Source organism: Streptomyces sp. JW3 (assembly GCF_052216785.1).
Classification (GTDB): domain Bacteria; phylum Actinomycetota; class Actinomycetes; order Streptomycetales; family Streptomycetaceae; genus Streptomyces.
The window spans coordinates 45,508-58,471 of record NZ_JBQOUX010000019.1 but is presented as its reverse complement, the minus strand read 5'-3'; the positions used below and the strand labels follow the sequence as shown (position 1 = coordinate 58,471).

Here is a 12,964-nt window from a genome sequence, read left to right as displayed (position 1 = left end):
ACTACTCTGTAACCCAAGTGACACACCGTTCACTGTGAGTGTGCGCGATGGAGTGGCGACGATGAGCCCGGTCAACCCGTACGACGATGCCGCCACGGCCCGGGCTGTCATCGACGACACCGGCGTGGTACTGCACTGGAACGAGGGGGCGCACAGGCTGCTCGGCCACCCGCCGGAACGGGTCGTGGGCAGGCCCGCCGCCGACCTGCTGGCCGGCGGTGGCCAGGGCACCCTGCCGGGCCCTCGCGACGAACGCTGGCACGGCATGCTGAAGTTGCGGCACCGCGACGGGCACCTGGTGTCCACCCGGGTGCTCGCCCACCGCCGGCGGCCGGACGACGGCCACCCGGACGGCTGGCTGGCGGTCGCGGCCCTGGAAAGACAGCCGGACCCGGCACAGGACCCGTTGGTCAACCTGGCGCTGACCCAGTCCCCCTGCGCCATGCTGGTCTTCGACGAACAACTGCGGCTGTACGGCGTCAACGACGCGATGGCCCGCCTGATGATACTGCCGCCCGAACACCTGATCGGGCTGCGGCTCACCGACATCGACAGCGAGCCGGAGTACCTCAAGTACGAGGAGAACCTCCGCCGGGTACTGGCCACCGGTCAGCAGCACGAGGTGGAGACGTTCCAGCGGGTCGCCGGCAAGAAGCACGCCCAGGCGTGGCTGGCCCGCGTCGCGCGGCTGACCGGCCCCGACGGCCGGGTCCGCGGCATCTGCGTGAGCGTTCACGACTTCACCGAGCAGCACCTGGCCCGCGAGCGGCTCCAGCTGGTCAACGAGGCCAGTGTGCGCATCGGCACCACGCTCGACGTCACCCGCACCGCCCAGGAGCTGGCCCAGGTCTGCGTCCCGGCGCTGGCCGACTTCGTCAGCGTCGACCTGCTCGACCCCGGGGAGCACGGCGGCGAGCAGCCGGGCAAGCCGGTCCCGCCGGTCTCCCTGCGCCGGGCCGCCCACCGGTCGATCACCCCCGGCTGTCCGGAGGCGGTGGCCGAGCCGGGCCGGTTCGACGACTACCCGGCCGGCTCCCCGCAGGCCGAGTCCCTGGTCACCGGCCGCACCATCGTGGCCGCGGTGCCCTCCGGGGACACCGAGCGCTGGCGGACCTGGGACGAGGTCCGCTTCCAGCGGGTGGAGGAATACGGCATCCACTCCACGATGACCGTCCCCCTCCAGGCCCGCGGCACCACCCTCGGGGTCGCGGTCTTCGCCCGCTTCCGGCGCCCGGAGCCCTTCACCCACGACGACGTGCTGCTGGCCGAGGAGGTCAGCGCGCGGGCCGCCGTCTGCATCGACAACGCCCGCCGCTACTCCCGGGAGCGGGAGACCACGCTGACCCTCCAGCGCAGCCTGCTCCCCCGCCATCTGCCGCCCACCGCCGCGGTGCAGGCCGCCTCCCGCTATCTGCCGGCCGCCCGGGCCGGCGTGGGCGGCGACTGGTTCGACGTCATCCCGCTGTCCGGGATGCGGGTCGCGATGGTGGTCGGGGACGTGGTCGGCCACGGCATCCAGGCGTCGGCGACCATGGGCCGGCTGCGCACCGCCGTGCGCACCCTCGCCGACATCGACCTGGCCCCCGACGAACTGCTGACCCACCTCGACGACCTGGTCGTCCGGCTGTCCGACGAGTCCGGCGGCGACGGCACCGGCGAGGTCGGCGCCACCTGCCTGTACGCGGTCTACGACCCGGTCTCCCGGCGCTGCACGCTGGCCCGGGCCGGTCATCCGCCGCCCGTCCTGGTCCCGCCGGACGGACCGCCCCAGCAGGTCGAGCTGCCCTCCGGGCCGCCGCTGGGCCTGGGCGGGCTGCCGTTCGAGTCGGCCGAGCTGGACCTGAGCGAGGGCTCGGTGCTGGCGTTCTACACCGACGGGCTGATCGAGAGCCGGGAGCGGGACGGCGACGCCGGTATCGCGCTGCTGTGCGAGACCCTGGCGGCCGCGTCCGGCACCCTGGACCAGACCTGCGACCGGGTGCTGCGCACCCTGCTGCCGGCCGGCGGCGCCGCCGACGACGTGGCGCTGCTGCTGGCCCGCGCCCGGGGCCTGCCGCCGTCCCGGGTGGCGACCTGGGACATCCCCGCCGACCCGGCGCTGGTCGCCCCGGTCCGCAAACAGGTCCTGGACCAGTTGGCCGCCTGGTCGCTGACGGAGGCGTCGTTCACCGCCGAGCTGGTGGTGAGCGAACTGGTCACCAACGCCATCCGGTACGGCGCCCCGCCGATCCGGCTCCGGCTGATCCACGACGCGACCACGCTGATCTGCGAGGTGTCCGACACCAGCCACACCGCCCCGCACCTGCGCCGCGCCAAGACCTGGGACGAGGGCGGCCGCGGCCTGCTGCTGGTCGCCCAGCTCACCCAGCGCTGGGGCAGCCGGCACACCACCGAGGGCAAGACGATCTGGGCGGAGCTGGCGCTGCTGGACGAGGAGTGATCGGCGGTTTCCGCGCCCCGCGCACGGGACATCCGGACAGACAGGACGTACGGAACGAACCCGGGTCCGGTCGTGACGAATCCCCAGGAGTGTGAGGCAGCGATGGCGAACACATACCGGCCGGTGCGCCGGACGGCGCTGCTCGCGGGCGCGGTCGCCCTGCTCGGCGCGCTGACCGCCTGCGGCGGCGACAGCGGTACGCGGACGGCGCCGGACGGGTCGACGCCGACCGCCCCGACGGCCGCCCCGACGACGGCCTCGACGACGGCGCGGGAGACCACTACCGCGTCGCCCGGCACGGAGGTTCCCGGCAGCCCGTCGGCGACCGCCGTACCGAGTGACACCGCCGGGTCCGCGTCGGCCTCCTCGCGCACCGACGGCCGCTGCCGCACCACCGAGCTGCGGGCCTCGGTGGGCCGCGTCGACCCGGGCGCCGGCCAGCGCAACTTCCCGGTGGTCCTGACCAACACCTCGTCGCGCATCTGCACGCTGTACGGCTATCCGGGCGCCGCGTTCACCGACGCGTCCGGCAAGCAGCTCGGCCCGGACCCGGCGCGCGACCCCGCCTCGCCGCGCACCGTCACGCTGGCCCCGGGCAGAAGCGCCTGGGCCCCGCTGTCGTTCGCCAGCCCGGACATCAGCGGGGCGCGCACCGCCGCCCCGGCGACCCTGCTGGTCACCCCGCCGGACGAGCGGGACGCCCTGGAGGTGACCTGGAAGGCCGGCGAGGTCCCGGTGAGCGGCAACGAGTCCGAGGTCTCGCTCGGCGCCCTGTCCCCCGGCACCGGCCCCTGAGCGGTCGCTCTAGTGGCCGGCGACCGGGTGCGGTGTGTAGGGCCGCTCCAGTTCCTCGGCCTCCTTGTCGCTCAGCTCCAGTCCGACCGCCGCGACCGCGTCCTCCAGGTGACCGGGCCGGCCCACTCCGACGATCGGCGCGGTCACCGCGGACTGCCGCAGCAGCCAGGCCAGCGCCACCTGGGCGCGCGGCACGCCGCGCTCGCCGGCGATGCGGGTGACCGCCTCGACGACGGCGCGGTCGCCCTCCTGGTAGAGGGCGCCGCCGAAGTTGTCGCTCTCGCTGCGCCGGGTGGCGGTGCCCCAGTCGCGGGTGAGCCGACCGCGGGCCAGCGGGCTCCAGGGCAGTACGCCGACGCCCTGGTCCGCGCAGAGCGGCAGCATCTCCCGCTCCTCCTCGCGGTAGATCAGGTTGTAGTGGTTCTGCATGCTGACGAACCTGGTCCAGCCGTGCCGCTCGGCGGCGTGCTGGGCCTTGGCGAACTGCCAGGCGTACATCGAACTGGCCCCGAGGTAGCGCACCTTGCCCGCCTTGACCAGGTCGTGCAGCGCCTCCATCGTCTCCTCGACCGGCGTGTGCGGGTCCCAGCGGTGGATCTGGTACAGGTCCACGTAGTCGGTGCCAAGGCGGCGCAGGCTGTGGTCGATCTCGGTCATGATCGCCTTGCGGGACAGGCCGCCGCCGTTGGGTCCGGGCCGCATCCGGCCGTGCACCTTGGTGGCGAGCACGATCTCGTCCCGGCGGGCGAACTCGGCCAGGGCCCGGCCGACGAACTCCTCGCTGGTGCCGTCGGAGTAGACGTTGGCCGTGTCGAAGAAGGTGATCCCGGCCTCCAGCGCCTGCCGGATCAGCGGGCGGGACGCGTCCTCGTCGAGGGTCCACTCGTGCGGGCCCCGCTCGGGCACGCCGTAGGTCATGCACCCCAGACAGATCCGCGAGACGTCCAGGCCCGTCGAACCGAGTTTCACGTACTGCATCCGTACTGCTCCCGCCTTCAGGACGAGTGATCTTCCACGCCGAGCCTACGGCCTTGAGGTGACCGTCCGGCGTGGGAGCGGCCCGGGTGCGGGCGGGCTCGCGCATCCTCGGCGCAGCATCCCGTCGCTTCACCACCGGAGGAAGTTGTGCCGACCCGTCCGAGAAGTGTCCCGATCCTGGCCGGTGCCGCCGTGCTGTGCCTGTCCCTCGTCCCGTCCGCCTGGGGCCGGCCGGGCCCCGCGCCGCGCCCCGGAGCCGAGTCGGCGGCGACCCTGTGCGCCCCGGCCGGCACCCTGCGCGGCGAGCACGGGCAGCGGGTCGCGGTCAGCCTGTGCGCGGGCGGCGGCCCGCGCGGCCTGTCCGTCTCGGCCCCCGCCACCTGCGCGGCCGGCTCCCGGACCGGCACCCGGTACGCCTGTCTGACCTCGGGCACCTGGACCGCGCGCCGGGGCGGGACGACGGTCGCCTCGGGTGCGCTGCCCGGCGCGGACGCCGCCTACCCGGGCCCGGGGACGTACGAGATCAGCGCGCGGGTGCACGCGCGTTCCGAGCCGGCGGGCGTGGACCTGCGCGGCACGGTGCGCGCCACCCTCCGGCTGACCGCGCCCGAGCCGGTCCCCACCCACCGGGTCGAGGTCGACCGCCGGGTGCTGCGGCCGGGCGCCACGACCACGCTCACCTACACCGTCCACCGGGACAGCGACGCGGGCGACGGCAGTGCCCGCTTCGGTCTGATCGGGGAGGCGCACTCCGGGGTGGAGCTGGCCACCGACGACGCCCGCTGCGTCAACCCGCTGGTGGGCCGGCACCCGTCGACCGAGCGGCTGCGGCACTCCCTGGACTGCGCGTTCACCGACCTCCAGCCGGGCCGGCCGTCCACCGTGCGGGTCCGGGTCACCCTGAAGGCGGCCTGTTCGACGGTGGTGTCGAAGCTGGGGTACTGGATGCCGCGCGGTCAGGAGGTGTTCACCGGCGGGATGCTGGTGGGGCCGGCGGTGGGCTGCGACCGGTCCTGAGCCGGCCGCGTCACCAGGTCCAGCGCCCGCTCCCAGGGGACCTCGCCGGTGCCGGGCTCGCCGAAGCGGACGCCCATCGCGCGCAGCCGGGCAAGGCTCTCCCGGTAGGCCGGGTGGGCGGCCAGCGCGTCGCCCACGCAGGGCAGCACGCCGATGGGCACGCCCAGGCCGTACGCCTCGCACAGGGCGCCCAGGGCCAGGGTGTCGGCGATGCCGGCGGCCCATTTGTTGAGGGTGTTGAAGGTGGCGGGCGCGACGAGCACGGCGTCCGGCGCGGGGAACGGGCGCGGTTCGCCGGGGCGCCGCGCGCGGGCCCGCACCGGGCGGCCGGTCAGCGCCTCGACGGCCGCGAGGTCGAGGAAGCCGTCGTGCGCGGCGGTCGGGGTGGCGATCACCCCGACCGCCCACCCCCGGCGCCGCGCCGCGCCGATCAGCGCACCGACGCCCGCGGCGCTCCCGGCGGCGCAGACGACCACGTAAAGGAAGGGTTCCCGGTCCGGTTCGGTCATCCGGGAAGCGTACTCAGCGGGCGGCCGGGGAGGTGACCTCCCTCAGACCGGGTCCGTCACGGTGACCGCGCTCACCGGGCAGGCTCGGGCCGCCTCCCGGGCCAGCGGGCTGCCGGCGCCGTGCTCGCGGCCGGGGCGGACGGTGCCGTAGCCGTCGTCGTCCTGGGTGAACACGTCGGGGGCGGTCAGGGCGCACTGCCCGGCGCCGATGCAGACGTCTTTGTCGATGTCGATGCGCATGGTCCGACAGCCTCCTACCAGGCCACGGGGAGTTCCAGCATCCCCTGGATCGTGTCGCCGGGTTTGCAGCGCGGTTGCGCCGCCGGGGCGGCCAGCCGCAGCGTGGGGAACCGGCGGACCAGGGTGCCGAGGGCGATCTCCAGTTCGGCGCGGGCCAGGTGCTGGCCGAGGCACTGGTGGATGCCGGAGCCGAAGGAGAGGTGGTGGCGGGCCGGGTGGTGCCAGTCGAGGGTGTCCGGGTCGGGGCGGAGCGCCGGGTCCCGGTTGATGAGGGAGAGGGCGAAGACGACTCCGTCGCCGGCCCGGATGGTCTCGCCGTCCGTCTCGATGTCCGCGAGGGCCAGTCGCAGCAGGCCGTCGGTGATCGACAGGGCGCGCAGCAGTTCCTCGACTGCGCCCGGCAGCAGGGCGGGGTCGGCGCGCAGTTCGGCGAGGCGCTCGGGGTGGCGGAGCAGGGTGTAGGTGCCCAGGGAGATCAGGTTGGCGGTCGTCTCGTGGCCGGCGACCAGCAGGATGATCGCGAGGGCGACGAGGTCGTCCCGGCCGGCGCCGTCCCGGCCGGGGCGGTGCGCCAGAGCGTGCAGCAGGCCGGTGCCGCCGGCGTCGGCGGGCCGGTGGGCCATCAGGTCCACCAGGTCGCCGAGGTACTTCGCCAGGCGGTCGCGGGCGTCCAGGGCGTCGGCTGCGGTGGGACCGCGCAGCAGCAGCCGGGACTGCTCCTGGAAGAAGTCGTGGTCGGCGTAGGGGACGCCGAGCAGTGCGCAGATCACCCGGGACGGCACCGGGAGCGCGAACGCGGTCACCAGGTCGGCGGGCGGGCCCTGGGCGGTCAGCGCGTCGAGGTGCTCGTCGACGATCCGCTGGATGCGCGGGCGCAGGGCGGCGGCCCGCCGCAGGGTGAACTCGGGGAGCACCTGGTGGCGTTGGGCCCGGTGCTCGGGGTCGTCGACGCCCAGCAGCGCGCTGCGGCGGGCGGCGGTCCCGGCCAGCCGGGCGGAGGTGGCGGGGAAGCCGGGGCGGGTGCGGTCGGTGGACAGCCGCTGGTCGGCCAGCAGCCGACGGGCGGTGGCGTGCCCGGTGACCAGCCAGACCGGGCGGCCGTCGTAGAGGGTGACGCGGGCCAGCGGCCGGGTGGCGGCCAGCCGGTCGTAGCCGGCCGGCGGGCGACAGGGGCAGGTCCGGTCCTGGGGGAAGGCGACGGGTTCGGTCGGGTCCGGCATGACAGACCATTAGATGCCCGGGGGGTCCGGGCGGCGACGCGACATCCGGCCAGATCGGCTCGCGTGGATCGGGTGCGGCACGCGGTAGAAATGAATCATGTGCCGGGTGGTGTTGGACCTCGGCGCAGTGAGCCGTACGACCGACGATGGGACGGATGCAGATGCCTCTTGAGGGCGAGTACGAACCCAGCCCGACGCAGTGGGTGCGGGAGCAGGTGGAGCTGTACGAGCGGTCCGGCGGCACCGAGGGCACGACCCTGCGGGACACCGGGCTGCCGGTGATCCTGCTGACCACCAAGGGCGCGAAGAGCGGCAAGCTGCGCAAGACGCCGCTGATGCGGGTGGAGCACGACGGGCGGTACGCGGTGGTCGCCTCGCTGGGCGGGGCGCCGAAGCACCCGGTGTGGTACTTCAACATCAAGGCCGACCCGCACGTGGAGCTCCAGGACGGGCCGGTGAAGCGGGAGTTCACGGCCCGGGAGATCACCGGCGCGGAGAAGGCCGAGTGGTGGGAGCGCGCCGTCGCGGCGTTCCCGGACTACGCCGACTACCAGCGGAAGACGGACCGGGAGATTCCGGTGTTCGTGCTGGAGCCGGCCGACGGCTCCTGAGTACCGGTCGGGAATCTCTCCGGTAATTTTTTTCCGCGCCCGCGCATGAACCGGCCGCCGCCGGGCACCCGTGGGTCAGGCCCCGCCGCGTTCCCCCGTCGCGGCGGGGCTTTCGTGTGCCTCCCGCGTCTTTTGGGCCTCCTGGGCGTCCTGTGTCTCCTGGGCGTCCTGGGCGTCCGTCACGTCCAGGAAGATCTGCCCCGCCTCCGGCACGGTGTGGGCCAGGGACCGCTTGATGCGGACGGCGACCTCCTCGACCCGCTCGCTGTCCAGGCCGGGCACCAGGTCGATCCGGGCGGCCACCAGGGTGGAGTCCAGGCCGGTCTTCATCGTGAACAGGGCCTCGACGCTGTCGATCTCCGGCTGGGCCTGAAGCAGCGCCCGGATCCGGCCGGTGGCCTCGGGGTCGGCGGCCTCGCCGATCAGCTGGTCGCGGGCGTCGCGGCCGAGCCGGTAGGCGACGTAGCCGAGCAGCGCGCCGATGGCGAGCGAGGCGGACGCCTCCCACACCACCTGGCCGGTGACCATGTGCAGCGCCATGCCGATCATGGCGAGGGTCACGCCGAGCACCGCGGTGCCGTCCTCGGCGACGACCGTGCGCAGCGCCGGGTCGCTCAGCCCGCCGCCCTGCCGGCGCACCTGGTGCAGGGCGCGCAGCAGCGAGCCGCCCTCGGCCAGCAGGGCGACGCCGAGCACGATCAGACCGGCGACGTATCCGCTCAGTTCCTCCTCGGCGCCGGTGCGCAGCGCCTCGATGCCCTGGAAGACGGAGAAGCAGCCGCCCATGACGAAGATGCCGACGGCCGCGAGCAGCGACCAGAAGTACCGTTCCTTGCCGTAGCCGAAGGGGTGCCGGCGGTCGGCCGGGCGGCGGCTGCGGCGCAGGGCGGCGAGCAGGAACACCTCGTTCAGGCTGTCGGCCACGGAGTGCGCCGCCTCCGACAGCAGGGCCGGTGAGCCGGCGATGACGCCGCCGACCGCCTTGGCCACCGCGATCACCAGGTTGGCGGCCAGCGCCACCAGTACGGTGATCCGGGTGCGCCGGTCGGCCTGGCCGTGTTCCGGTTCGCGTCCCTCGCCCGGCCGGGCGGTCGGCTGCGGTGTGCTCGTCTGCTGCGTAGTTGTCCCAGTCACCCTTCGCCGACTGCCCCCGGCCGGCCCGGATCACACCCCCTCGCGGGTGGCCCGCCCGTGCCGGGAGGCGAAAACTGGGAACGCGTCCACCAGGGCAGTCCACCAGGGCATCCGTGCGGCAGACAGGAGAGGGCCATGAGCGAGGGCGCCGGGGAGCCCGGCAACAGCGCGTACGGCAGGAAGGCGTTCAAACGCTCCCGCGGCCATTTCGCGGACCGGATCACCGCGGACGGCGAAGGCGGCTGGCCGGTGGCGGCCGGGCGGTACCGGCTGGTGGTCAGCCGGGCCTGCCCGTGGGCGAGCCGGGCGCTGGTCTCCCGGCGGCTGCTGGGCCTGGAGCGGGCCCTGTCGCTGGCGGTCGCCGACCCGGTCCAGGACGACCGCAGCTGGCGGTTCACCCTCGATCCGGACGGCCGCGACCCGGTGCTCGGCATCCGCTTCCTCAGCGAGGCCTATGACAAGCGGGAGACGGGGTATCCGGGCGGGGTCAGCGTGCCGGCGGTCGTGGACGTGCCGAGCGGCGCCCTGGTCACCAACGACTACCAGCGGATCACCCTGGACCTGGCGACCGAGTGGACCGCCCTGCACCGGCCGGGCGCGCCCGACCTGTATCCCGGGAAACTGCGGGACGAGATCGACGAGGTGATGGCGGGTGTCTACCACGACGTCAACAACGGTGTGTACCGGGCGGGCTTCGCCACCGGCCAGGAGGAGTACGAGGCCGCCTGCGCGGGCGTGTTCCGGCGGCTGGAGCTGCTGGTGCCGCGCCTGGCGCGGCAGCGCTATCTGGTCGGCGACACCATCACGGAGGCGGACATCCGGCTGTTCACCACGCTGGTCCGGTTCGACGCCGTCTACCACGGCCACTTCAAGTGCAACCGCTGGAAGCTGACGGAGAATCCGGTCCTGTGGGCCTACGTCCGCGACCTGTTCCAGACGCCGGGCTTCGGCGACACCGTCGACTTCGACCACATCAAACGCCACTACTACCAGGTGCACACGGGCGTCAATCCGACCGGCATCGTGCCGCTGGGCCCCGATCTGGCCGGCTGGCTCACCCCGCACCACCGCGAGGAGCTGGGCGGCCGGCCGTTCGGCGACGGCACCCCGCCGGGGCCGGTCCCGGCGGGCGAGGAAGTACCGGCGCGCGGCAGGCCCTGAACCGCGTACCCGATCCCTGCAACGAGGAGGAACCGTGGGAAAGAAGAAGCAGAAGCTGCCCCTGGCCTACAAGCCGGTCGGCTTCGTACTGGGCTGGGCCGGCGGCACGCTGGCCGGGATGGCGTTCCAGAAGACGTGGAAGCTGATCCGGCACGAGGACGACGCCCCCGACGCCCTGGACCCGGACCGCGGCTGGGGTGAGATCCTGCTGGCCGCCGCGATCCAGGGGGCCATCTTCGCGGCGGTGCGCAGCGCGGTGGACCGCTCGGGGGCCAAGGCCATCGAACGGTCCACCGGGGTCTGGCCGGTCCAGGGGTCGGGCGGCCGGGACTGACGCGGGGGGTCAGTTCTGCTTGGGCGCCGTGGAGGTGGCGCGGCGCAGCGTGAAGGAGTGGCCCGCCGGGTCGGAGAAGCCGCGCTCCTCCAGCGGACCCGGCGCGTCCTTCGTCTCCAGGGGACGCCCGCCGAGCCCGACGATGGCCCGTTCTACCTCGTCGAGATCGTCGACCAGGAAGTCCAGATGGGCCTGGAGGGAGTTCTCGGGGCGCGGCCAGCTCGGTGGGGTGGCGTTGACGTCCCGGCGGAACGCCATGCGGAAGCCGTCGGCCGCCGCGATCTCGATCCGGTTGGCGCCGATGTCGGTCTCTTGTGCGCCGAGCAGTTCCTTGTAGAACTCCGCGAGCGTCTCGGGCTCGGCACAGTCGAGCACCACGACGCCCGCATTCACCAGTGTCATCTTCTTCCTCCGAAGGTCCGGGGCGCGGGACGGTGCTGCCCCGTCGCCCTGTACCTAGCTGATATCCGCGCCCGCCCGATTCAGTCGGCCGGGCCGGCGGTCAGCGGGCCGCGCGGAACGTGCGCCGGTAGGCGCCCGGCGAGACGCCGATCGAGGCGTGCAGGTGCTGGCGCAGCGAGGCGCCGGTGGCGAAGCCGACCTGGCCGGCGATCCGGTCGACCGGCAGGTCGCTGGCCTCCAGCAGGTGCCGGGCGCGGGCGACGCGCTGCTGGATCAGCCAGCGGCCGGGGCTGATGCCCACCTCGTCGTCGAACCGGCGGGCGAAGGTGCGCGGGCTCATCCCGGCGTGCGCCGCGAGGTCCGCGAGGGTCAGCGGCTCGCCGAGCCGTTCCAACGCCCAGGCCCGGGTGGCGGCGGTGCTCGCCGCGCCGGTCCGCGGCACCGGCTGTTCGATGTACTGCGCCTGGCCGCCGTCCCGGAACGGCGGGACGACGCAGCGCCGGGCGACGGCGTTGGCCAGTTCGCTGCCGTGGTCCTCGCGGATCAGGTGCAGGCAGACGTCGACGCCGGAGGCCGCGCCGGCCGAGGTGAGGATGCGGCCGTCGTGCACGAAGAGCACGTCCGGGTCGAGGGTGACCTGCGGGAATGTGCGGCGGAAGACGTCGGTGAGCTGCCAGTGGGTGGTCGCCCGGCGGCCGTCGAGGAGGCCGGCCGCGGCCAGCACGAAGGCGCCGGTGCAGATGGAGAGCAGACGGGCGGTGGGCGGGACGCGCGCGAGGGCGGCGGTGGCCGCGTCGGTGAGGGCGGCGCTGATCCGGGACGGCGTGACGGCCGCGATCACCACCGTGCCGGCCGTCTCCAGCGCCTCGGGGCCGTGTGCGGCGGTGACCGTGAAGTCCGCCGCGGTGCGCACCGGGCGGCCGTCGACGGTGCAGGTCAGCACCTCGTACCGGCCGTCGGCGGCGCCGAGGACGCGGCTGGGGATGCCCAGTTCGAAGGGGTAGACGCCGTCGAGGGCGAGGACCACGACCCGTTCCGGGCGCTGCGCGTGCGACATGGCACGATCTTAACGGAGAATGACTATCTTGCCATTTCCCGGACGGGCGGAGCGCGGCAGGCTGGGTGACCATGAGCGATGTGAACACCGATGCGACCACCATGCGAGCCATCCGCCAGGACGCCCTCGGCGGCCCCGAGGTGCTGACGGAAGTACGGCTGGAGCGTCCCGCGCCCCGCCCCAACGAGATCCTGGTGCGGGTCCGCGCCGCCGGTCTCAACCCCACCGACTTCAAGCACCGCGCGAACGGCGGCTTCCTCGGCGCGCCGCCGTTCGTCCTGGGCTGGGACGTCTCCGGCACGGTCGAGGCGGCGGGGATCGGCGTCGCGGAGTTCCGGCCGGGCGACGAGGTCTTCGGCATGCTGTCGTACCCGTACGGCCACGGCTCCCACGCCGAGTACGTCGCCGCCCCGGCCCGCGGCTTCTGGCACAAGCCGGCCGGGATCGACCACGTACAGGCCGGTGCGCTGCCGCTGGTGTCGCTGACCGCGTGGCAGGCGCTGGTGGAGCGGGCGCAGGTGCGGCCGGGGCAGCGGGTGCTGGTGCACGCGGCGGCCGGCGGGGTGGGGCACGTGGCGGTGCAGATCGCCAAGGCCCGGGGCGCCCACGTGATCGGCACGGCCAGCGCCGCCAAGCACGACTTCCTGCGGTCGATCGGCGTGGACGAACCGCTGGACTACCGGGAGACCGACTTCGCCGCGGCGGTCAAGGACGTCGACGTGGTCCTGGACACGATCGGCGGGGACACCCTGACCCGTTCGCTCGGGGTGCTGCGGCCGGGCGGGATCGTGGTGTCGATCCTGCCGGTCGGGCCGGACGAGCTGTACCGGGAGGCGGAGCGGCTCGGCGTGCGGGCGGCGCGGATGCTGGTCGACGCCGACCGGGGCGGGATGCGGGAGATCGCCGCGCTGGCCGAGTCCGGCTCGCTGCGGGCCGCCGTCGAGCGGACCTTCCCGCTGGCCGCCGCGGCCGAGGCGCACGCGCTCGGCGAACGCGGCCGCACCACCGGCAAGCTGGTCCTGGTGGTGGACTGAGCCGCCGCCCGCCCGCCGTTCACCGGATGGGC

General features: G+C 74.2%; 14 protein-coding genes. 7 read left to right on the top strand and 7 right to left on the bottom strand.

The genetic code is table 11. The features are described from left to right. Positions 1-61 precede the first annotated feature (61 nt). Together ACTT8P_RS11125 and ACTT8P_RS11120 are read left to right on the top strand one after the other, a co-directional pair. The gene (locus tag ACTT8P_RS11125; protein WP_442831406.1) at positions 62-2,440 is read left to right on the top strand and encodes a SpoIIE family protein phosphatase; all 2,379 of its coding nucleotides are present in this window, start codon (positions 62-64) and stop codon (positions 2,438-2,440) included. 102 nt (positions 2,441-2,542) lie between these two features. Beyond that, positions 2,543-3,235: a DUF4232 domain-containing protein gene (locus ACTT8P_RS11120; RefSeq protein WP_442831405.1), complete on the top strand. Its 693-nt coding sequence runs from the start codon at positions 2,543-2,545 to the stop codon at positions 3,233-3,235. A 9-nt stretch (positions 3,236-3,244) separates the two neighbouring features. Here ACTT8P_RS11120 and ACTT8P_RS11115 read toward each other — a convergent pair whose 3' ends face one another. Next, the gene (locus ACTT8P_RS11115; RefSeq protein WP_442831404.1) at positions 3,245-4,213 is read right to left on the bottom strand and encodes an aldo/keto reductase; all 969 of its coding nucleotides are present in this window, start codon (positions 4,211-4,213) and stop codon (positions 3,245-3,247) included. Positions 4,214-4,360: 147 nt separating this feature from the next. Here ACTT8P_RS11115 and ACTT8P_RS11110 point away from each other — a divergent pair, with 147 nt between their 5' ends. Next, a complete protein-coding gene (locus ACTT8P_RS11110) occupies positions 4,361-5,230 on the top strand; it encodes a hypothetical protein (RefSeq protein WP_442831403.1) in 870 nt (289 codons plus the stop codon). Here ACTT8P_RS11110 and ACTT8P_RS11105 read toward each other — a convergent pair. Genes ACTT8P_RS11105 through ACTT8P_RS11095 form a run of 3 tightly spaced genes read right to left on the bottom strand, consistent with a single transcriptional unit; the run spans position 5,170 to position 7,199 of the window. Next, a complete protein-coding gene (locus ACTT8P_RS11105; RefSeq protein WP_442831402.1) occupies positions 5,170-5,739 on the bottom strand; it encodes a flavoprotein in 570 nt (189 codons plus the stop codon). The genes ACTT8P_RS11110 and ACTT8P_RS11105 overlap by 61 nt on opposite strands. Positions 5,740-5,781: 42 nt before the next feature. Next, entirely contained in the window at positions 5,782-5,979 is a 198-nt protein-coding gene (locus ACTT8P_RS11100) for a ferredoxin (RefSeq protein ID WP_442831401.1), read from the bottom strand. Between the two features lie 14 nt (positions 5,980-5,993). After that, positions 5,994-7,199 carry a cytochrome P450 gene (locus ACTT8P_RS11095; RefSeq protein ID WP_442831400.1) on the bottom strand — a complete coding sequence of 402 codons (1,206 nt, stop codon included), beginning with the start codon at positions 7,197-7,199 and terminating at the stop codon, positions 5,994-5,996. Between the two features lie 161 nt (positions 7,200-7,360). On the opposite strand from ACTT8P_RS11095, the gene ACTT8P_RS11090 reads away from it, so the two are divergent. Continuing rightward, the gene (locus tag ACTT8P_RS11090; protein ID WP_442831438.1) at positions 7,361-7,810 is read left to right on the top strand and encodes a nitroreductase family deazaflavin-dependent oxidoreductase; all 450 of its coding nucleotides are present in this window, start codon (positions 7,361-7,363) and stop codon (positions 7,808-7,810) included. A 75-nt stretch (positions 7,811-7,885) separates the two neighbouring features. On the opposite strand, the gene ACTT8P_RS11085 is transcribed toward ACTT8P_RS11090, so the two are convergent. Beyond that, positions 7,886-8,842, bottom strand: a complete 957-nt coding sequence (locus ACTT8P_RS11085; RefSeq protein WP_442831437.1) for a cation diffusion facilitator family transporter — start codon at positions 8,840-8,842, stop codon at positions 7,886-7,888. A gap of 237 nt (positions 8,843-9,079) precedes the next feature. Between ACTT8P_RS11085 and ACTT8P_RS11080 the strand changes: the two genes are divergently transcribed. Both ACTT8P_RS11080 and ACTT8P_RS11075 read left to right on the top strand, forming a co-directional pair. Then, positions 9,080-10,105, top strand: a complete 1,026-nt coding sequence (locus tag ACTT8P_RS11080; RefSeq protein ID WP_442831399.1) for a glutathione S-transferase family protein — start codon at positions 9,080-9,082, stop codon at positions 10,103-10,105. A 34-nt stretch (positions 10,106-10,139) separates the two neighbouring features. Then, on the top strand, positions 10,140-10,439 hold the full coding sequence (locus tag ACTT8P_RS11075) for a DUF4235 domain-containing protein (protein WP_442831398.1): 300 nt from the start codon (positions 10,140-10,142) through the stop codon (positions 10,437-10,439). Positions 10,440-10,448: 9 nt separating this feature from the next. Here the strand turns inward: ACTT8P_RS11075 and ACTT8P_RS11070 are convergent, their stop codons facing one another. Together ACTT8P_RS11070 and ACTT8P_RS11065 are read right to left on the bottom strand one after the other, a co-directional pair. Continuing rightward, positions 10,449-10,841, bottom strand: a complete 393-nt coding sequence (locus ACTT8P_RS11070; RefSeq protein WP_442831397.1) for a VOC family protein — start codon at positions 10,839-10,841, stop codon at positions 10,449-10,451. Positions 10,842-10,941: 100 nt separating this feature from the next. Then, positions 10,942-11,898, bottom strand: coding sequence for a GlxA family transcriptional regulator (locus ACTT8P_RS11065; protein ID WP_442831396.1), 957 nt, complete (start codon positions 11,896-11,898; stop codon positions 10,942-10,944). Positions 11,899-11,969: 71 nt separating this feature from the next. Between ACTT8P_RS11065 and ACTT8P_RS11060 the strand changes: the two genes are divergently transcribed. Beyond that, complete coding sequence (locus ACTT8P_RS11060; protein WP_442831395.1) at positions 11,970-12,932, top strand: NADP-dependent oxidoreductase; 963 nt, start codon at positions 11,970-11,972, stop codon at positions 12,930-12,932. The last annotated feature ends 32 nt before the right edge of the window (positions 12,933-12,964 follow it).

Coding starts and splice junctions, on each gene's coding strand:
- ACTT8P_RS11125 (WP_442831406.1), top strand. CDS start 62: ATGAGCCCGGTCAACCCGTACGACGATGCCGCCACGGCCCGGGCTGTC.
- ACTT8P_RS11120 (WP_442831405.1), top strand. CDS start 2,543: ATGGCGAACACATACCGGCCGGTGCGCCGGACGGCGCTGCTCGCGGGC.
- ACTT8P_RS11115 (WP_442831404.1), bottom strand. CDS start 4,213: ATGCAGTACGTGAAACTCGGTTCGACGGGCCTGGACGTCTCGCGGATC.
- ACTT8P_RS11105 (WP_442831402.1), bottom strand. CDS start 5,739: ATGACCGAACCGGACCGGGAACCCTTCCTTTACGTGGTCGTCTGCGCC.
- ACTT8P_RS11100 (WP_442831401.1), bottom strand. CDS start 5,979: ATGCGCATCGACATCGACAAAGACGTCTGCATCGGCGCCGGGCAGTGC.
- ACTT8P_RS11095 (WP_442831400.1), bottom strand. CDS start 7,199: ATGCCGGACCCGACCGAACCCGTCGCCTTCCCCCAGGACCGGACCTGC.
- ACTT8P_RS11090 (WP_442831438.1), top strand. CDS start 7,361: ATGCCTCTTGAGGGCGAGTACGAACCCAGCCCGACGCAGTGGGTGCGG.
- ACTT8P_RS11080 (WP_442831399.1), top strand. CDS start 9,080: ATGAGCGAGGGCGCCGGGGAGCCCGGCAACAGCGCGTACGGCAGGAAG.
- ACTT8P_RS11070 (WP_442831397.1), bottom strand. CDS start 10,841: ATGACACTGGTGAATGCGGGCGTCGTGGTGCTCGACTGTGCCGAGCCC.
- ACTT8P_RS11065 (WP_442831396.1), bottom strand. CDS start 11,898: ATGTCGCACGCGCAGCGCCCGGAACGGGTCGTGGTCCTCGCCCTCGAC.
- ACTT8P_RS11060 (WP_442831395.1), top strand. CDS start 11,970: ATGAGCGATGTGAACACCGATGCGACCACCATGCGAGCCATCCGCCAG.